Here is a 20,374-nt window from a genome sequence, read left to right as displayed (position 1 = left end):
TCGTGGCAATTCATGCCTGTACAGATCATTTTTTTATCCGCAACTAAAGATTTATGAATGATTGAATTCGGAAGTGATGCTCGAACGCATTTTAATGTCAAAAGATTCTAAACGGACAGGTAAAGATTTTTTTCGATTATGGAGTTTATCTCCGCCATGTCATCGGCGCAGATTTCGTGGTGAGCTCCACCTATGGCGATGTCTCGCGTGGTTTTACCTATACGAATCTTGGATGCGCTTTTGCTATAAAATGACACATCTTTCAATATTTTCTGGCGAGACCATCCATTGTCCACTAGAAAAAAATATAGGCTGTAGCGAAGCGATCTCATGCTGAATGCCGCTCCAATGTTTTTTATTATTTTAAGGAAGCTATCTTGCACGGTTCGAGAACTGACCGGGCCCGACAGCGCTTTTCGTGTGCTGCAGGGGAAGACATAGTTGTTGGAACTACCTGCATAAGCCAACCAGACCTCAAGTGCCGCCAAAGGGCAGAGTAAAGGAAGGCGACCTAGCTGAAAGGAGTATTTCGTTCTGCGTCTGTTCGCTTCGGTACGATCAATGATGATTTTGAGAAAACCGTCAGCCATCGTCACCTCGTTCCACCTAAGTTTACAAACCTCTGGGGTGGTCAACCCGAACCAGAAACCTATAAGCAAAATTGCTCTGTTACGGCGGGCAACCAGTCCGGAGAAACGAATTGATTTCACCACTTCGTCGCATTCGGCGTTGGGCGGCGTCTCCCGGCAGAAGCGACGTTCATGCGCATCGGCAAGGCACATTACATCAGCTATAGAGGGGGGCATTTGAAGAAGCGCTTTTGGACGCAATCTGCGTCTGATTTGGCCTGCCAGAGCGATCACTGACGGGCACGCAGTAGGGTCGGGAAAATCATTCTCCTGATGCCAGCGACCGAGCGCCGCAAGCGCGTAATTTATCCGTCCTCCTCCATCACAGGCATAGCAGTCTGCCAGATAAACGCAGACTTCGTAGGCAAGCGCCGGCAGATCCCGACTTTGCGACTGAATGTAATGTAGCAAGGTCCTGCCGTACTGAGTTTTTAGGTCGACGGCGAAACCATCGTGTGGTTCACATTTTTCCCTGTTCATAACGCCCCGCCCCTCCGAACGTAGCATTGCTTTTAGTCGAGTTTAGTGTGTGCCTATACCGGAGCACATCGACACTGAGTTTTGTTTTTTTCTAATAGCTTTCTATACCGTCGTCTATACTCATTGTTCGGTGCTGCCACCCCAATTAAAGGGAATTCACGCGAGGGAAAGGCTTGACACCCTACGACTCTAATCAGTCTTGGGGATGGCTATGCCTAATAAAACACCGGAAAATGCGTTTCTCTCACGGCTCCGTAGCAGGCGATCGACTCGAAGCTACTTGTGGTTGGTCTACAGCCATAAGATCCGTTCTGACCTTATTCTGGAAAGCAACCAGGAACTCGCTCACTGGCTTTTAAACCTTGAGTTTGATGCCCATGTTGTTGATTTTTGGATTCCCACGGCAAATGAACTGTATGGCGAACAGCGAGGGGGGCGTCGGACTCGGCCAGATGTAGTAGTGAGAAATGCCGACGGCGTGCAGGAGTGGCATGAGGTCAAGGCCGGACATGTTGATGAAGTAAATTCCAGCGAGCAGATCACGATGCAGCGGGAAATTTGCGCGAACAGCGGCGCTGTATATCGCTTGTTTGATGAGTCTACGCGCATCCCCCGCCAGTATGAACTAGTACCACGTCTTCGCCTCATGCACTTCATTGCGGTTGTGCGCAATCAACCCATCGTTGATCACGTGCAGATGACTATTCTCGATTACGTGAATCAGGTGAAGGCCGGGACGCTTGGTAGTTTGCTGCAAACCTACCCCGAGCTGGCTCCCACACACCTGATTGGCGCGATGGTACGCCTCACGATTGAAGGGGTTGTGGCGCTGGAAATCGAGGATACCACCCCCACGCGACAGACGGCCTGGTCATTGAAGGGGGCATTATGAAACGTGTCGCGATTCCGCAGGCATTCAGGAACGGCGATTGGCCGCGTGTCGAGCCAGCATCAGTGTCACAGGCAGAATGGCCGCTTTTCGCTTGCAAACGGCTCGCCGTATCGATGTATATCGACGGTACCTCATTGAAGGAAATCAAACTGCGGACCGGAATACCTTCCAATGAGGTTCTCCGGAATGCACAGCGTTTCTGCTCCATGGATGAGGAGGGGCACTACTACGGTGAGCGGGCTTTGCTGGCGCAGGCGCGGGTTGTTTCCTATACAAGACGCAAGCCCATTGGTCCGAAACGAACCGAGCAGCAAGGGGGGCTGAGCGGCGCGCTCAACATGCTGTTGTCTGAGCACGGCGAAATTGAAGCTGCCATGATCGACATTCTCTGTACCCCGGGTGCGGTATGGAGTGATGCCCGAGGGGGCATGAGCACCTTGGTAACGAAATTTTATCAAACCCTGGATAAAGCCGGTATTGCTTCCCCGTCCTGGCCGTTCAACACCAAGCACAAAGGGCGTACGTCAATACGTAAGTACTTGAAAGCACTACGGGCTCGGTTCGCCGTGCAGTACGTCCACGCTCATGGAGACGAGACTGCCGTAGCTCACTTGGCGACCGGGACAAGCCATCGTCGCTACATCCAAGCGAAACGGCCGTTCGATTGCGCCCAACTTGATGGCCATTGCATCGACGCCATCTTCGCGCTGAGAGTAGAAGAAGCTCCGGGAGTCTATCAATGGGTGGCGGTAGATCGGATCTGGTTACTTTCGATAATTGATTCATTCTCCAATGCCGTACTGGCCTACAAACTGGTACTGAGAAGTGAAGTCTCAGCGTCCGATGTGCGTGAAGTCATTGCCCAGGCTTGTCTCGGACAATGGCGTCCAAGGGTGTTGGCCAATGAAGAGTATCGGTATAAACCGGGCGCAGGACTGCCCTCCGGCGTCATCGCAGACTGCCTGGGCATCAGCTTTGGTGTGTTTTTTGCCGACAGCCATCTGTCCAACCTCGCCCAAAAAATCACTACCGTGGCCCGCTGTGATTTCGGTTTTCAGGTGTGTATTGGGCCGGTGGGGCATTTTGAAACGCGGGCGGAGATTGAGCGCTCCTTTTTGGAGGTGGCTCGAAAGGTTCACCTGTTGGTGTCCTCGACAGGAAGTCATCCTTATGCCGGCCGAGCTAAGGACGCCGAACAAAAGGCTGTGGACTACCAAATAGATCTCACACTGATGGAAGATGCGATGGACGTGATGTTGGCCAACTACAATGCCAGCCCCAGCGAAGGGCTGGGATGTTTTTCCCCGCTGGGTTATCTGGAACAGTTCTTCCGTCAGGGCATGCTCATTCCGAAGTACGGAGACGATCAAGTTGAGCGATTGCAAGCGGACATGACCACGCGCAAGGCCACTGTGCGTGGCAGCTGCGACGATGGTAGGCGTCCCTATATCCAGTTAGACCGGGTGCACTACACCAACGAGGTTCTCGCCGGTGATTTCGGCTTCGTCGGCATGGAGTTACTAATCGAAGTCGACAATTTCGATTACCGGGCAGTCAAAGCGTACCTGCCAACTGGTGGCTGTCTCGGTTTTCTTCGAGCAGAGGGGTTTTGGGGCGAGTTCAAGCATTCTCCTTCCGTGCGGCGTAAGGTGAACAGCTTAATCCGCTCGGGGGATCTGCTGATTGATGCGGATAAAAGCCCAGTTCAACAGCTCAGTGATTATTTCACCCAACGTGGGCAAGCCGGCGTTGCGTTGTCCATCACCCGGGAAGCTGCCACCCCGGAGGCGGATAACCCCCAACCCAAAAAAAGCCGGTCTGTGCGACCAGACTATTTTATCCAGGCGGATGCCGATTACGGTGACCTGCCTACGCCCGGCCGTGTGCTGAACCGAGGTGAGCGATGAGCTCCTCCGCTCATCCTCTAGCCACCAACACCGCGCAGATAATCACGCATCAGATGGTGCGCGTACTCCGGTTAAGCCTCGATCGGGTGAGCGCCAGACGATCAGCGGTGCTGTTCGCAGGCTCGCCGCGGGTCGGTAAATCCTGTTGCGCCGAATTTGTCGCCGACCAGTTGAAGGTCCAGTTACCGGGCGTGCACGTAATGCTGCACATCGCCCGTTACCGCGCAATTGGCAGGCGGCAATCCGTGCTGACTGAGCTATGTGTTTCGGCAAACACGAAGCCTGCATCGCACGGAGTGGATTACCTCCAGCACCTATTGGCTTACATCGAAGGGCATGTGACCGGTCAACCCGCACCGCAATGTGTATTGGTTGTCGATGAAATTCATCATTGGGGTCATAACGACTTCCACGTATTGTCGGATCTGCACAATTACCTCAAGTTGCAACGTATTACCCTGACGGTGATTGGTTTCGCGCAATTGGAAATCCATGAGCGGTTAACGGGGCTTCAAGCGGTAGAACACCATTCGATAGTAGGGCGCTTTTTCGCGGAAATCATCCCGTTCCAAGGGTGTCGCAACGTCGAGGAATTGACGACAATTCTGGAGGGCTGCGATGAAAACTCCGAATTCCCCGTCGGATCGGGCATCAGTTATACAGCCTACTTCGCGCCCGAAGCATTTGCCGCTGGATTCAGGCTGGTTCCACTGGCGGGCTTAATGTGGAAGGCGTTCGATGGTAACGTGAAAGGGAAGTACGTTAACAATCTTCCCATGCAACATGTGCGGGAGGCTATTGTCGACCTGTTACTGCTGATTGCGCCGCATGACAGCGCTCTGTTCGAAGCCGACGAAAAGCTGGTTAATGAGGCCGTACGCCGCTCCGGTGTCCAGGTCTTTTGCGATGCACTATAAACACGGTCTATTTTTCCCAGATTATTTTCCTTGGCCGTTCGACCATGCCGTTGCCATCGTGCACAAGGCGGCCGTGGTCAATGGCGTCAGCGGAAGGGTGGTACTGGACACCTTTCCCCTGAAGAAGGCATCGCGAACCTCGAAAAAGGGCAAGGATGCTCATATCGAAAAGGCGTTAGGCGAGATTTACCGTGACTCTCGGTATGCGGTGTCGCTGACCAATTCCGCCAAACGCGCCGCCGCTTATTTTCCAAAGCAGGCGAATGGCACCGCCAAGTACTGCGCACAATGCCTGACAGAAGCAGGATTCGTTGCGGCGGTCTTTTCACTGCGCTTTGTTGTCTGCTGTCCTTGGCATCAGCAACCGTTGAAAACTCTCTGTGAGCGTTGCCTGGACGTTCGGAAATTCGCACCTGCGCCGTTCGGAAGTCCGGTTGGTTACAGCTGCCCAGACTGCGGCTACTGGGTGCCGAACCGGGCAGCGATTTTTGCAACCTGTCGTTCTCGTGGCGCCAGTCCCTTCATTTTTGCTTGCCGCGATTTTCTTGCCAATACCGCCCGGCTGCAACGACTGGGGGTATTGGATGTGCTCCATTTTACCGAGCTAAGCGATGAAGGCTTGCATGCCCTTGCCGCCGGGGCCGTCATGCCAGAGGTACTTCCTGACCGCACTACAAATATATGGCTGAAGGAATTCGAACTGGGTAGTCCGCGTCCAGCGTGCAACGCGCCAGATGAAGACTACCGGCGCTTTGTCAGCTTTCATCAGGTGCGTCTGCTTAAGGCCCATCGCGACTGTCCATGCCGTGGAGTTCTTTCGCTACCTGATTTTGGTGATTCGCCGTGCTGCGTCTGTGTGTATAACGCGGCGTTGTCTCTGTTTCGGCAAAAATTTGAATACTTGAGGAGTGATCAAGCGGTGCCGCGCCTTTCCGAACGGGCCTCGCTGGAGTTGGCCAAGCTCAACATGGTACCTAAGGTGGCGAGATCGTTTTTTCAGAGTGTGTTCTACCAGCTTGTCGCCCGCTTATGGTTCTGGAGTCGTTCGGCGTCGCGGTTTGTCGCTCATGTTGATCTTCAGCATTTTTTTGCGGTATTGGAGGTCGGCAGAAGCCAGACCATGCTGGACCGTCTGCTTGGGGAGCGACTAGAAGGACGCTACCGGTGCATGTTTGACCTTCCCGCTGATCGTAGGTCCTTGCGCCGGCTTATGGGGCCTGTCCAGATCAGGCAAGCGCTCGTGATCCGTAATTTCGGTTCCTATGCCGAGGTCAGCACCCCGACAACTACCCCCTTGCTGTTCTACGGTTGCCTAAGGGCGACCCCGATGTTCTATTTCTAGCCTATATGGCCTGGGGTGGGCGCAACATGGCCGCAACGTTTCAGGGGGAGCGCCGACAACAGTCCGCGACCTGACAATGCCTCTCTGCGGTACCCAGAGCATCCGGGTATTAGGTAACGACAACCTTCAAGCTTTGCGCGCGAGGCGTTATGCAACGTGTTCCTTGCTATCACGCTCGGCAGGATGCACGGCGAGATCAGTCTGCTGATCGTGCGCTGGAACGCCCAACTGCGTTGCAGGCGCGAGTAACTGACTGGCGCGGCTGCCCAGCAACGATCCGGCCTGAAAGTAGCCCATGACGGTGGTGACACTGCGGTGTTCGGTCATGGCCATCACTTCGCCGAGAGGCACGCCCTGGCGTCCCGCCTCGGTGATAAACCCCGAACGTAAACTGTGCGCCGCCCAGTCTCCCTCCAGCCCGGCCAGCTGAGCACGACGCTGAACAATGCGCGCCACTTGGTCGCTCGACAGACCGTCAGTGCCGACTTTTCCGCCTTTATACATCCGGCGAAATAGTGGGCCACTGTCGGCAGGGGCAGCCGCCAACCAGTCCGACAATGCTTTTGCCGCCGGGCCGCATAGCGGCTTTTCGCGGCGCATACCCCCAATGTCGGTCTTGGTCGTGCCCAGGGTGTAGAGCCAGGTCTCGGCGTCCAGCGGCCGAACATCGCCGACTTGCAGGCCGACCACTTCCGAACGCCGGCGACCGCCACCGCTCCAAGCCAGCAGGAGCAGGGCGCGGTCACGCACGCCGCGCACACCGTCGTCGCAAGTGGCCAGCAGCGCCTGTAACGGTTCGAGCACGATCGCGGTTTTCTTGCGCACCGTCACGCCCTGACGTGACTGCGCTTTATGTGCATCGCGCAGCAAGGTCTTCACCGCTGATGCGTCGGTAGGATTGTCCCACTCATTGATCCGATGCCATTTACCCAATACCGCCAGACGGTGACTGACCGTGTTGAACGCCAGTGGCCCCGATCTGGATTTGATCCGGGCGGCCACCAGCGCGGCGTCGATCGACGGTGGCAGCAGGTGGGCCCAGGTGCCGTCGGCCAATGGGCGGGCCAGATGATCGAGGACAAACTGAATCGCCACCGCCGACGACAGCGGGGCATCGCCGAGCGCTTGCCCGAAACGCAACTGCAGCCACGCCGACCAATAGGCGAGGGCGCTGCGGTAACTGCGCACCGTATTCACCGCGGTTCCGGCAGCGATGAACGCCGCCGCGGCTTCTTGCGCGTTGAGTGCAAGGACATAAGGGTCGAGTGGTGCTTCGTCGACTACGGGCAACTGAGTTGTAATATTTAATACGTTCAACGTATATTAATTCCAGTATCAAAAAAATTACATCGGATAACATTCTATTATCAGACCTAATATAGCCGGAGGTGACCTGTGGCGGTAGGAGTTCCAGAAAACGAGGTGTTTGCCGCCGCGGATGCGGTCTTGGGCCGTGGCGAACGGCCGACGGTGGAGCGCGTGCGCCTGGAGTTAGGCCGCGGCAGTCCGGCGCGGGTTGGAGGTCTGCTCGATCAATGGTGGGCGCGTCTGGCCGAACGCTTGAGCGGTGAGACCCGCCTGCCAGCGTTGCCGGGAGAGGTATCACAAGCTTTTGTTTCGGTGTGGCAACAAGCGATCCACTTGGCGCAGTGTGTCGCCGAACAGGCGCTGGACCAACAACGAGAAGTAGTCGCCGCTGAGCGTGAGCGGGTCGCCGCAGTCGAGGAGCAGGCGCGTCAGGATGCTGCGCAATTTCGCCAGCAGGCGACGGAGGCCGTGGCGGGACGCCAAACCGTGGAGACGCGACTGGCTGACCTCGAGTTGTTACTGGCGCAGCGTCAGACGCAGATCGAGGACCTGCAGCAACAGCGTGAAGATCTGTTGCGCGAGCGGGGCGAGGCTCAGCAGCAAAATCGGATACTCCAGGAGGAATTGCAGGCGCTGCGGCTCAAGGCAGAGCAAGAGCGTATCGAGCAGGAAAGCTACGTCCGCGGCGTCGAAGATCGCGCCCACCGCGAGGTCGATCATGCTAGGGAGGACGGCAAAGCGATGATGATCCAACTCAAAGCCACCGGGCGGCAGGTCGAGCAGTTACAACGGCGGCTCGAGTCAATCCAAGGTGAGCTCAGTCAATCTCGGCAATTGGCTGCAGCGCAGCAGGCCCGCGCCGAAACTCTGGAGCAGCAACTGACTCAAGCGAATAAGTCTACCGGAGCGAAACGTAAGCCAAGCATCAGAAAGCCAAAGCCGAGGATCGATCTCTAACAGATGGTCGTCACTGCAATCAAATCGTATGTTGGAAGCGTCCTATACAGCGACCAGCGCTTCCCCCGTTCGAATTCCGAGCGTCCGCGGGGGGGGGCAAGTTTTCCAAGCTCTATGTCGGTTGTGAAGGGCTCAAATCGGCCAGAAGCAGACGTTGATCCAGGAGCCCTATTGGCCAAACGCGTCCAGCCAACGCCCCGCGGTGATCCGAGCTTAGGTGAGCTAGCTTCTCCGGATCGGAATTTTTGATTTCGTGACCCCGATATCAAACCCCGCCTCTTTTAGGACCAACTCGATCAGTTCATGAAACCACTCACTGGACGCCGGGGAAACAAGTATTGATATGATCAGTTTCTTGGGGTCTACCGCTATCTTGCGGCCCGGCTCAGCGCGCGGGGTGCGGGGGTCCATATGGATAGAGGGATGCATAACAATTCTGAGTTCCTTTTCAAAGTCATAGAACCGGCTTTTCTGAAAATAGATACTCAGCGGATCATCAGGGCCCACGTAGTCGTTTTGGTAATCCAAATAGCTGACGACACCTGCGTGCATAGCCACATTGTCGGGTAGCGTCATGGCTCCGATCACTGCCTGAAGAGTTGATTCAATACAGACGGCAGCGGTACCCGCCCCATAGATCTTCCACATAGCCATACTTTCGACGTTGCTCACGTCCGTATGCCAGCAACTGACATCCACCCAGTTTGACACAGCCGCAAAGATGGCCGAATGACTCGGATAATCCTCCGCGCGCACAGGCCCAAGGATCGTACTCACCGCGCGGTCTTCAAACTGTACTTTAGCAACCACCATAGCGGCTTGCTTTTCCAGCGCAGCCTGATCTTTATCTCTATTCGGGACAACATCCGGCCAGATGCCATTGATAACGTGGTCGAGCATTTCCGCCATCCCAGCGCCCATGAAACTGTCGAGATCGGTGGGCATACCCTCCAGGCTGTCCTCGTAAGAACTCGCTTTTGCAAAGAACAGATATTTTTGATGGATTAACGATAGGAACTTGGACAAGTCCATGTAGCGGAAGATCTTTACGTCTTGACGCACGTCTGGGTCTGGAAAATATGGCATAGCGACTCCATTAGGTGGGGTGGTGGCACGGCTATGAATCTGCGAATTTTAGAGATAACTGTCGAACACTCCGCGTTTGGGTCGAGCCCGCCCTACTAGGTGTCTGCACATGGAAGATTGGAGCATGGCAGACAATGCAATACCTAATACAGCTTGGAACTTATTGTGCATTGGTTACGATTGGTCGTCTTTTGTAGACCCGTTGAATCTAAAGTCGTAAGCGGACGTAGTTGAACATCCACTCTGGCCGAGTACAGCCCGTTGTGATCGGGAGAAGCCGGTCGACTCTGTTGACAAAGCCAGTCTGCAAAAACAGCCTGATCATTGACAGGTGAAAACGGTTTTTTCGTGCTGTACGTAAAATCCGAATCGATCATTCAGCAGTTTTCCTATCTCGAACTTTCGCGCGAACTCTATGACCACGCCCACCTTTAGCTGTGTAGAGGATAAAAAACAGATATCCGTCCCTCGCCTTCGTCACGATGTCATCAGTCTGATCGGCTAAGCCGATCCATTGATCTCCGACCTCAAAGCGATATGGGATGCGTTGGGATTGCGATGGTTGATTGATGATGAAAGTCTCGGAGGGTTTCCGCCGAATTACGTATGCCAGCCACCAAGTTTCAAAGTACATACCTCCCAAATTTGTGATGGTGGTAGGTTGGTCTCCGACATTCCATGCTGTTATGGAGATGTAGGTTTTTAAATCTGTATTTGGACCACCAATGATCTTCATTCCAGCGGACGCGGTTAAATCGATTTTCGCTCCAGAAGCCAGCCACTTGTATGCGTCCCAACCTAGAACGAAAGTGGAAACCACGGCTGCATAGGCAGCAATTCCTAGAGTTAATAGTTCGTTAGGATTGAAGGTATAAGGTGCAACGGAAGTCAAAGCCATTGCGATTTTTCCTTTATTGGTGGGAATAAGGTTCAGACGACGATCTCCCGACGCACCGCCACGCGTACACAGTACATTCACCGTCGGCTTTTGGCCGATTTCTGCCTGTCACGATGGGCAGAAATCGACCCATAGCAGCCGATCAGCAACTGGTGTGTGAGGCCTACACTTGAAACCTAGAAAAACACGGTTTTTTCGTATTTTCTCAATCAGATCAGATCGAGAGGGTGAATTACTGTGATGATCTTGACCCAGAGAAAAAGCTACAGCCCAAGAAATACTTAGGCTATAGGCAATCCCCCTACCTTGTGCATTTTCGACTCTATTTCACAGTGAATTGCTTCGAGACAGACCGAGGCTCAACCCCTTGGGAAGATTTTCGATCGCAATAAGTGCGAGATTATCAGTGATGATCCGATCATCATTCAGTAAAACAAACGACGGTGCCCATAGAAGCGCTTCTTTCTCGAATTCATAGACCATTTGCCGGCTTATCTTTCCTTGGGCCTTCAGCCTCGAAATTAACCGAGCTGCCTGAGCCGCCGCACCAGCCAATGCGTCCATGGCTTCATGAAGCTTTTTCTCATCCTTACCTCTGAACAGAAATGAGATCTGACAGCCGTCCTGATATGAATGAAAATCGAGTATAGGGTTACGTCTGTCGGCCACTCGACTAAGCAATTTCCGAAACCACGCATGTATTCCCGCATAGGAAGCCTTACCCGCCTCAGTAGCTATCGCAGTCACGAAGGGGTTCCAAACAAGGAGGACGTAGGGGAGGCCGACTCTAATCAGTTCTTGTAAAGAATCTGCGGCGTTGTGCGACAGCTCAGAACGCTCGATTCTAACGGGTGAGTCATTCGTAACCTGATCCAACCAATCTTCATCCACCTCCCTTTCATCCGTCGCGATCTCGATCCACACATCATCCAACAATCTTGGAAGCTGCTGAGGTGGCGGAACGGATGCGTCAACATCTATGCCCAAGCCAAGAAAACTCAGAACGTCTCCACCTGCGTAATACCCCAGGACTGCGGCAACAAATTTTCGACCGTCAGGACTTTCAAACGATGCACTTTCCAGCAGTTGTCCCTTTGGACGTCCGGGATCGTGATTCTCAAGAAGGGTGAAAGGATCGCTGTTTATCTTGGCAACCAATCTGTCTGGATCGACAGCAACTAATAGTTGGCCATCTGAACCACGCGCATCCGTCCAGATCACCGCGCGCACAACTTCGCCGAATTTCCCCGCTTGGTGTCGCTGCTCAGCCTCTTCTGCCCATTTGAGGGCGGCAGGCGTTTCTTGAAAAAAATCAGACATGGATTCCCTACCTTCCGATGTAGCGTGTCAAAAGAACAAGATAGACCCTACCGTCATTGATTTTGGAAACTTTTCTACCAGCGAATCCAACAACTGTTCCACAGGTCAGCTGCTAACGCACGTACCTGCAATTTCAGTACAGGATTCGTCCAATTCAAATTTTGGACTAACGTTTATGCCACCTCTTCAACGGTAGAAGGTGGAGCACCCGAAGCTCCCCAGCGCGTACTTTTCGGTCTGCCCGGCCACAGGGATGGGGATAGCATGCGTATTTTTATCGATGAGTCAGGAACATTTACCTACACGCCTAACCACAATGCTTGGAGCGCCCTGGGTGCGGTCGTTATTTTGGAAGAGGCGATGGGCGCGGCCGAAAGCGTTCTTCAACAATTCAAAGTAGAGAACGGAGTTTCACCGGACGACGAGTTGAAGCTTGGCAAGGTTGGCGATGAGATGAGCTACTTTCGCCTTTTGAACCGGCTCGCTGAGTTGAATTGCACGCTATATGCAATGGCCACGGATGCCCACCTCAACACGCCAGAAGCTGTAGGTGCTCACAAGGGAACGGCCGCCCAAAGGCTTGTAGAGCACATAGATAAGCTGGTTCACCAATCCTTACGAGACGATGTCCAGAACATCTCTAATCAGGTGCTCAGACTCTCGGACCAGCTCTACATCCAATTCACTTGTCAAATCAAGCTGATGCATTATGTGGTTAAGCAAACCATGACTTACTACGCCCAATACGCCCCAGAATCTCTTGGGTCGTTCGTATGGAGGGTGGATCAGAAAGAACCGGAAAGAAAAACTGAATTCGAAGACGTGTTCGAAAACCTTAGCCCACCCTATCTACAAAGCATGTCCATCACTGACCCGCTGCCAATTGTCGAAGGCTTCGATTACAGCCACATGGCAAGGTACGATTTTTCAGAGGCGGAGAAACCTACCTACCTCAAGGATCACTACAACATTGATGTCAATATGAGCAACGTTTTGGACATTAAGAAACTGATCAGGGAAGACCTCCAGTTCGTTGACTCAAAAACCGATTTTGGAATTCAGTTGGCTGACCTTTTGACATCGGGATTAAGGCGTTGCCTAAGACAGGAGTTCAAAGACAATCTCAGGGCCGCTGCGTTTCTCGGGCGCCTAATGGTAAATCGTGGGCGAAGCCAGTACCCTGTTTTGCTGTTATCGCTGGGCAAAGAAAAGGCACTCGACAAGGCTACGGAAAAGCTCATCAAGATGATGAAGAGACAACAACGTCCTATGATCAGAAAGTGAATTCTTCGATGGGAACTCAGGTCAACTTTCGGTCAGCGGCAACAAGATGAGAGATATACGGTTGATGGTTGGCTGAAATAACCCTCACCCTTCACAGCTGCCTGCCTTCGAGTCGCAGCGGTGGTCGATAGCAGAACGAAACGAAGGGTCCGCTTTTGGCCGATTGCTGCTGGTTGCGAAGGGGTGTAATCGACCCGAAGCTGACGGTCAGCAGGACATCTGGGCATCTTTATTGCGAAGTACCAACATTGCATCTGCTGGCTTCTACACTCACTTTCGCCACCCTGCCATGCGCTCATCGGCGAAATGCTGAATATCAAACGTTTGGTGGAATGATCTGATTTGAGAGATCGTGCAATATACCTATGATTTCGAGGCCTACACGAACGGCTTCCAACCGGCGAACGCCCATTTTGAGAGAACGATCCTCGTGGAGTCCTTTCCAGCCGAATCGCGTGAATCAAACACCACCCATTATGTTTTCGGCCCATTCCGCGTCGTGCCCGCGAAAAGGTTGCTTGAAAAAAATGGAGCGCCAGTCGAGATCGGTGGGCGAGCACTGGATTTATTGATCGCCTTGCTGGTGCGACCGGGCAGGGTGCTGACCAAGAGCGACCTGATCAAGCAGGTATGGCCCGATATCATCGTCGAAGAAGGCAGTCTGCGCTTTCACATGACGGCCCTGCGGCGGATTCTCGGTGATGGTGACGAGCACGCGCGCTACATCGCCACTCAGGTCGGTGTTGGATATGCGTTTGTGGCACCGCTGGAAAAACAACACCTCGCGGGCCAACCACCCGTACTCAATGCAGAAGCTGCCGACAGCGAGCGTGTGGAGACCCAATGCAATTTACCACCGCGTGCGAAGCTGTTCGGACGCGAAACCGATCTTCAATTAGTTGTCGATCACATGCTGCAGCCCAAACTGTTTACCATCGTCGGCCCCGGTGGCGTTGGCAAGACCAGCCTTGCCATCGAGGTGGCGCACCGCATTTGCGCACAGGGTTACCAGACTGCCCGTTTCGTCGATCTGGCTCAGGTCGAAGATCAATCGCTTGTGCTGTCGGCGCTGGCCAGGTCACTGGAAATCCCGGTTCAGGCCGAAGATTCCATGTTTGTACTGCTCGCGCACTTGCGCACGCAAAGGCTGTTGCTGGTCATCGACAACTGCGAACACCTGATCGATGCGGTTTCAGCGATCGTTGAACAAATCAGCGACGCGGCCCCGAATGTCGGGGTTCTGGCCACCAGTCGCGAACCGCTGCGGGCCCGTGGCGAATACGTTCACTGGCTCAATCCACTCGAATTCCCCCGCGATCCTAAGCACCTTTCTATCGATGAGTTGCTGGGATTTGCTGCAATCAGACTGTTTGTCGAGCGTGCATCATCGGGTAACACAGCGCTGGTGCTTGACGATGATGATGCGCAGTTGATTGCCGACATATGCCAGCGTCTGGAGGGCATGGCGCTGCCGATCGAGCTGGCGGCAATGCGCGCTGCCAGCCATGGACTGAAATCCACGCACGCATTGCTGGGCGAACGTTTTTCCCTGGGCTGGTCAGGACGCAGGACGGCCTTGCCACGGCATCAAACCCTGCGCGCGATGCTCGATTGGAGCTACGACCTGCTGTCGCCGCTGGAGCGTCTGGCGCTGGAGCGGCTTTCGGTTTTCGTCGGACCGTTTTCTCAGGAGGCGGCGTCCCAAGTCATCGCCGATGCACAGATCGACACTGCCGCTGCAGCGGCCATCCTCGATGAGTTGGTCTGCAAAGGCCTGGTCACAATTGATCACAGCGACTTGAGGTGGACCTACCGGCTGTTGGAGATGACCCGCGCCTACACCCGGGAGAAGCTGGCCGCCAGAGGCGATGTCGAGGTCAACGCTCTGGCGTTCAGGCATGCGGCTTTCTATATGGATCTGCTGGGGCGCCTGGGCACCTCGCCCAAGGAGATTTTCGAAAACTCGGCGCGCCTTGCCAGTCAGTTGGGCAACGTCAGAAGTTCGCTGGAGTGGAGCTTTGGGCCGCAGGGTGATCCAGGGCTCGCGTTACCACTGGCAGCGGCCAGCGCCCCGTTGTTTCTGCATTTTTCTTTGTTGGTCGAGTGCCGGACCTGGTGCACGCGGGCGGCGGAGTTACTGGAGCTGGGTTACTTCGGCACGCCTACCGAAATGGAATTGCAAGCCGCACTCGGGTTGGTGCTGATGTTCACCCGTGGCAATAGCGAGGCGGCGCAGAAGGCTCTGCTCAGGGCGCTCGACATCGCCATCGCGTTGTCGGATTACTGGTCGCAACTCAGGCTGCTCGGACGGCTACAAATTTTCTATGAGCGCATCGGCGACTTCGCTTCCTCACTGGCATGGGCCGAACAGGCCAGCGAGGTGGGCAACATATTGAGCAAGCCCGAAGCGATTGCGATTGCCACTTCGCTTGCCGGTATTTCCCACCATCTGCTTGGCAACCAGCCGCTTGCTCGTCAGCAACTGGAAAGTTCATTGCGTAACAGCTTGCCGTCAAAACGCAGCGGTACGATCTACTACGGTTTCGATCATCGTAACCGGACCGGATTGGCGTTGGCTCGCACCCTCTGGTTGCAGGGTTTCCCTGACCAGGCCCGACGCTGGGCAGAGCAGATAGAGGCCGAGGCATCTGCGCTGCAGCATTCGGTCACATACTGCATTGCGATGGTCTGGATCCTGTGCATTTACATCTGGACGGGAGATTTGCAGAAGGCGGCGGTGAGTCTTGAACGCTTCGCCATGATCGCCGAATCGAACGCACTCGGTCCCTACATTGCCGCTGCCCATGGCTTCCGTGCGGCGATTGCCATACGCGCCGGGCAGCCCGGCAATTCTGTCGCACTGCTTGAAGAAAGTCTGGCGCAGCTGCACGGCATGCGCTACGAACTGCTCACGACCTCATTCGAAATCTCGCTGGCCGAAGGTTTGATTCTGAATCACCAATATGAAAAGGGCATGGTATTGGTTGACAGTACGATCAGTCATTGCCGCGTCAGCGGTGATGCTTTTGCGCTGCCCGAACTGCTGCGAATCAAGGCCAGCCTTATCAACGCTATAAACGGCGATGACGAGCACGCCGCATCGGTCATGCTCGAAGAGTCGCGAACCTTGAGTAGGGAGCAGGGTGCCTGGGCCTGGGAGTTAAGGGCGTCGATGGACCTGGCCAGGTCATGGCTGGAACAGGGTAGTCGACTGCAGGCGCTGGAGTTGCTCAAGACATGCCGTGAGAGGGTATCGGAAGGCTTCGACACACTTGATGTGCGCCGACTGGAAGCACTATGGCAGAAAGCCCAGGGCCATACACAGCCGTCTTGATGAGGTTGCCTGGAGCGAATCGCTTGCTTGGCGTGCGGCAATCTCAAGTCACGGGGGTAAGCAGTGCGGCCATTTTTACCAGGTCGGCCAGCGAGCGGGCTTTCATTTTGCGCATGACTTTACCTCGATGAGCCTTGACCGTGATCTCGCTGATGTTGAGGTCGGCGGCAATGATTTTGTTCATTCGTCCGCTGACCACCGATGCCATGATTTCCTGTTCGCGGGGTGTCAAGGTTCGGTAGGCCTCCAACAATGTGCGCAGGTTTTTTTCCCCGTCGAGTGCAGCATGGCTGCTTTGAAGCGCATCGGCCATGGCCTTGAGCAACACATCGTCGTTGAATGGCTTGGTCAGAAACTCCACCGCGCCGGCTTTCAAGGCCCTGACCGTTAACGGGATATCACCATAGCCAGTAATGAATATGATGGGCATGTTGCGCCTGTCGCCGGCGATGGAGGCTTGCAGATCCAGGCCGTTGAGGTCAGGCAGATTGATGTCCAGCACCAGGCAACTGGGTACAAACGGCCGAGGCGCGTTGAGAAAATCCTGAGCCGACTCGAAAAGTATTGGCTGCCACCCCGCGAAGCGAATCAACAGCTCCAGCGATTCCCGCACAGAGATATCGTCATCTACGACGAATACGACGGGCATGTCATCACGCATCGGTAATGCTCCGTATCCAGGGGCCAAGGCGTTTTTCGGGTGCAAGATGTCAGCTCCTTGTGTATTCGTCTGCTGGTTCAATCAAGTGGCAGCGCGGCGCTCAATGCCTTGAGCAATTGCGCCTCGCTGAAAGGCTTGATCAGGCATTCCACCGCGTCACAGTGCCGAAGCTGCGCTCGTTCGCTGGCGTCTCCCAGAGCGGTGATGAAAATGACCGGAATGCGGTACCCGCGACGCAACAGTTCTTTAAGCAGGTCCGGCCCCGACATTCCCGGCATGGCCACGTCCAGAATCAGGCAGTGCGTGCGGTCGAGATAGTCGGACGCCAGGTATTCCTGCGCCGAAGCGAACGCCTGGACCGCGAAGCCGAACTCCTTGATCAGGTCAGGCAACGACTCACGAACCGACTCGTCGTCGTCGACGACTGAAACGAGTAGAGGCATGCCCATCAGTTGCCCTCCATAGCTTGATTGCAGATGTCATTGGCGTCCGGCTGGACGGTGGGTTCGCTATCTGCTGCGACGTATTCGGCCCGATGCGGGATCGAAAACTGGAAGGTTGCCCCCGGCCCGTCATTGGCACAGGCCCAAAGGTTGCCATCGTGGCGCTCGATAATGGAGCGGCTGATGGACAGGCCAACCCCCATCCCCGCACTTTTGGTGGTGTAGAAAGCGTTGAAAATACGCTCCATGTCCTGTGGATCAACACCGTTTCCGCTGTCCTTCACCGCAAGAAATACACTGTGATCCTCGTTCAGACCGGTGCTGACAATCATCTGCCGCGAGCGACCGGTGAGGGTGCTCATGGCCTCTGCTGCATTCATGATCAGGTTGAGGATTACCTGTTGAAGTTGCACCCTGTCACCCTTGACCAGCGGCAGTGCATCGGCAAATTGCGGATTGAGCACGACGCGGCTGCGTTGTAGTTCACCCAGCAGCAAGGCGATGACTTCCCGGGCCGCGTCGTTAAGGTCCACGTTTTCGATGGTGATGCTTTTTTTCGAGAACAACGCACGCAATCGGTTGATCACATCGGCGGCGCGATTGCCATCGCGAATGGTGCGCCGCGCGGTTTCCCGGGCACCATCGACGTTCGGTGGATCTGCCCCGAGCATGCGCAGGCAAGTACTGGCGTTGGTGATGATCCCGGCAAGAGGTTGGTTGACCTCGTGGGCGATCGACGCGGTGACCGCGCCGAGGCTCGCTAACCTGGCCAGATGCGTCAACTCGGAGCGGGCCTTGCTCAGTACTTCCTCGGCAAGCCGACATTGAGTGATGTCCTGCAGCGCGGCAATGTATTCCAGTCCTTCTTTCGGCTCCTTGATCGAGTGCGCAACCAGACGCACATATTTGACCGTGCCATCGGGCATCAGCAGTCGATGCTCATGCTCGAAGTCACGTCCCCTGCGGCGTTGGCGTCTGATCATTTCCCGATGGCTCGATATGTCGTCCGGATGAATTCGCCGGTAAATGGCGTCGAAGCCCGGCGTGGTTGCCGAATCCAGTTCGAGGATACGGTAGACCTCATCGGACCAGGTGATCTCGTCGGTGCTGACTCGCCAGGAAAACGTACCTGTGGCGCTCAGACGTTGGGCTTTGGCAAGAAAGGCCTCACTTTGCTTGAGTGCAGCTTCGGCGCGCACACGATCAATGGCGATACTGGCCAGATGAGTGAACTGCGCGATGAGATTCTGCTGCTCCGGCGAAAGCGCTTCAGGTTCCCGGAGCAATACCGAAAGAACGCCGGTGATCCCGCCGCTGTTAGAGGTAATCGGCATTGAACAGTGTCCCCGGAAACCGTGGGAGAGGGCCGTCGTGCACCAGCCATTCCAACGCGATTCGTGAGACAGGTTATTGGAGATGATCGGCGTGTTGAAGGTGGCCGCCATGACGATAGGGCAGCGCTCGGCGCGAAGCGGCTTGTCGTCCGCACCCGGCAGCAAGTCGGCTGGCATGTTTGTCGGCGCGCCCTGATGCAGTCGCAGCGCTGGCTCCTGTGCACCTTCGGAGCGCTTCAGATCGACCAGCATCACACTGGCTACGCATCGATCGAGAAAGACTTCTACCCGTTCGCAAAGTGTCTGCAGGATCACGGGCAAGGACGAGCCTCCGGCCATCAAGCCAAGCAGGCGTTTTTCGCCATCGAGCAACAGCTCCGCCCGTTTGCGGTCCTCGATGTCGGTGTTCTCGCCATACCAGCGCAGCACTCGGCCAGCTTCGTCCCGCTGTGGCACGGCCCGGATCAGGAACCAGCGGTAGGTACCGTCGAAGCGTCGCAGGCGAGCCTCGTGTTCACCGGCGTCACCCGATTGCAGAAGCCCTCGCCAATAGACCTCCAAGGCACCCGCATCGTCGGGATGGATTGAGGCCGTCCAGCCGCTGCCGCACGCTTCGCTGAGAGACATGCCGGTGTAATCACACCAGCGTTGATTGACGAAACCCACGCTGCCTTCAGGCGAAGCGCTCCAGACAAACCCGGGAACGGCATCGATGATATTGCGCAGGCGATCCTCTGAGGCGCTGACCTCCGCGAAGGCCCTGGCGATTAGTGCCTTGTCATGCCGGCGTTCGTCAATATCGACCTGCAACACGCACCAGCGGGTGATGTTGCCTTCAGTGTCCTTGAGCGGCAGGCCTCGCACATGGAACCAGTGATAAACACCGTCGAAACGGCGAATGCGGTGCTCGATCATGTACGGTTCACCAGTGGTGACCGAATGCATCCAGGCGGCGATGACCGATGGCAGATCATCCGGGTGCACGGTATCGCCGGCGGCCCAGTTTTTCAGGACTTCGAGGGGGGAGCCGATGTAATCCTCGATCTGGCGATTGACCCGTTCCAGCTCCCCGCACGGTTTCATGAACGCAACCATGGCCGGAATGCTGTCGATGATCGAGTTGACGTCGAACAGGTTGGCCGCATCGCGGGTGTCCGGGGCTTGGCTGGCCTCGATATCCGTGCCAAGTGCACACCACTTGCGCGGACTGTCGGGATGATCGTCCAGTGACGAAAAGCGCCAGGCAAAGCGGCGGTAGGTGCCGTCGAAGCGTAATAGACGGGCGTGAATCGGCTGAGGTGCATCGTTGCCCGCAATAGCTTGCAAGCGTTCCAGCAGGTTCGCGCGATCATCGGGGTGTATTGCCGACTGCCAGTCGGCCCCCATCGCATCACTGGCATCGCGCCCTGTATAGGCGTGCCATTGCAGATTGACGTAATCGACACAACCATCAGGCCGTGCGGTAAATACCACACCCGGCAGCGCGTCCATGACGCGCATGAGGTCATTCGCCATACCGATTCTCATTGTGCTGTCGCCGTTGAACTAAGATGCGCCTTTGTGCTGGCGCTCGCCCATCATA

Annotated in this window: 15 protein-coding genes; 7 read left to right on the top strand and 8 right to left on the bottom strand. The window is 55.3% G+C overall.

Features of this window, described 5'->3' with window-relative positions; translation table 11 throughout:
- Positions 1-107: 107 nt before the first annotated feature.
- Positions 108-1,109: a tyrosine-type recombinase/integrase gene (locus ACA052_RS14500; RefSeq protein ID WP_497645493.1), complete on the bottom strand. Its 1,002-nt coding sequence runs from the start codon at positions 1,107-1,109 to the stop codon at positions 108-110.
- Positions 1,110-1,389: 280 nt separating this feature from the next.
- Between ACA052_RS14500 and ACA052_RS14495 the strand changes: the two genes are divergently transcribed.
- The 4 genes from ACA052_RS14495 to ACA052_RS14480 are packed head-to-tail and all read left to right on the top strand — an operon-like array spanning position 1,390 to position 6,167.
- Entirely contained in the window at positions 1,390-2,001 is a 612-nt protein-coding gene (locus ACA052_RS14495; protein WP_497645492.1) for a hypothetical protein, read from the top strand.
- Complete coding sequence (locus ACA052_RS14490) at positions 1,998-3,908, top strand: hypothetical protein (protein ID WP_497645491.1); 1,911 nt, start codon at positions 1,998-2,000, stop codon at positions 3,906-3,908. Before ACA052_RS14495 ends, ACA052_RS14490 begins: the two co-directional genes overlap by 4 nt.
- Entirely contained in the window at positions 3,905-4,825 is a 921-nt protein-coding gene (locus tag ACA052_RS14485) for an AAA family ATPase (RefSeq protein ID WP_497645490.1), read from the top strand. The genes ACA052_RS14490 and ACA052_RS14485 overlap by 4 nt, the downstream gene beginning before the upstream one ends.
- Positions 4,815-6,167 carry a hypothetical protein gene (locus ACA052_RS14480; RefSeq protein ID WP_497645489.1) on the top strand — a complete coding sequence of 451 codons (1,353 nt, stop codon included), beginning with the start codon at positions 4,815-4,817 and terminating at the stop codon, positions 6,165-6,167. Before ACA052_RS14485 ends, ACA052_RS14480 begins: the two co-directional genes overlap by 11 nt.
- Before the next feature lie 147 nt (positions 6,168-6,314).
- On the opposite strand, the gene ACA052_RS14475 is transcribed toward ACA052_RS14480, so the two are convergent.
- Entirely contained in the window at positions 6,315-7,484 is a 1,170-nt protein-coding gene (locus ACA052_RS14475; protein WP_497645488.1) for a site-specific integrase, read from the bottom strand.
- Positions 7,485-7,562: 78 nt separating this feature from the next.
- On the opposite strand from ACA052_RS14475, the gene ACA052_RS14470 reads away from it, so the two are divergent.
- The gene (locus tag ACA052_RS14470) at positions 7,563-8,432 is read left to right on the top strand and encodes a DNA-binding protein (RefSeq protein ID WP_497645487.1); all 870 of its coding nucleotides are present in this window, start codon (positions 7,563-7,565) and stop codon (positions 8,430-8,432) included.
- A gap of 222 nt (positions 8,433-8,654) precedes the next feature.
- Here ACA052_RS14470 and ACA052_RS14465 read toward each other — a convergent pair whose 3' ends face one another.
- The 3 genes from ACA052_RS14465 to ACA052_RS14455 all read right to left on the bottom strand — a co-directional run bounded on the left by ACA052_RS14465 (position 8,655) and on the right by ACA052_RS14455 (position 11,736).
- Positions 8,655-9,518, bottom strand: coding sequence for a hypothetical protein (locus tag ACA052_RS14465; RefSeq protein WP_497645486.1), 864 nt, complete (start codon positions 9,516-9,518; stop codon positions 8,655-8,657).
- A gap of 373 nt (positions 9,519-9,891) precedes the next feature.
- Positions 9,892-10,416: a hypothetical protein gene (locus tag ACA052_RS14460; RefSeq protein ID WP_497645485.1), complete on the bottom strand. Its 525-nt coding sequence runs from the start codon at positions 10,414-10,416 to the stop codon at positions 9,892-9,894.
- A gap of 327 nt (positions 10,417-10,743) precedes the next feature.
- Positions 10,744-11,736, bottom strand: a complete 993-nt coding sequence (locus ACA052_RS14455) for a hypothetical protein (RefSeq protein WP_497645484.1) — start codon at positions 11,734-11,736, stop codon at positions 10,744-10,746.
- Positions 11,737-12,000: 264 nt separating this feature from the next.
- Here ACA052_RS14455 and ACA052_RS14450 point away from each other — a divergent pair, with 264 nt between their 5' ends.
- Both ACA052_RS14450 and ACA052_RS14445 read left to right on the top strand, forming a co-directional pair.
- Positions 12,001-13,020 (top strand): DUF3800 domain-containing protein, encoded by a 1,020-nt coding sequence (locus tag ACA052_RS14450; protein WP_497645483.1) that lies wholly within the window; start codon positions 12,001-12,003, stop codon positions 13,018-13,020.
- Between the two features lie 430 nt (positions 13,021-13,450).
- A complete protein-coding gene (locus tag ACA052_RS14445) occupies positions 13,451-16,354 on the top strand; it encodes an ATP-binding protein (protein ID WP_497645482.1) in 2,904 nt (967 codons plus the stop codon).
- A gap of 43 nt (positions 16,355-16,397) precedes the next feature.
- Here ACA052_RS14445 and ACA052_RS14440 read toward each other — a convergent pair whose 3' ends face one another.
- From ACA052_RS14440 to ACA052_RS14430, 3 genes are all read right to left on the bottom strand, one after another.
- On the bottom strand, positions 16,398-17,015 hold the full coding sequence (locus ACA052_RS14440) for a response regulator transcription factor (protein ID WP_497645481.1): 618 nt from the start codon (positions 17,013-17,015) through the stop codon (positions 16,398-16,400).
- Between the two features lie 77 nt (positions 17,016-17,092).
- Positions 17,093-17,464, bottom strand: coding sequence for a response regulator (locus ACA052_RS14435; protein WP_497645480.1), 372 nt, complete (start codon positions 17,462-17,464; stop codon positions 17,093-17,095).
- Entirely contained in the window at positions 17,464-20,307 is a 2,844-nt protein-coding gene (locus ACA052_RS14430) for a PAS domain-containing protein (protein ID WP_497645479.1), read from the bottom strand. Before ACA052_RS14430 ends, ACA052_RS14435 begins: the two co-directional genes overlap by 1 nt.
- Positions 20,308-20,374: the final 67 nt, after the last annotated feature.

The organism is Pseudomonas sp. LBUM1644, from assembly GCF_059716195.1.
The sequence above is the reverse complement of the archived record's forward strand: the minus strand, read 5'-3'. Positions and strand labels throughout refer to the sequence as shown.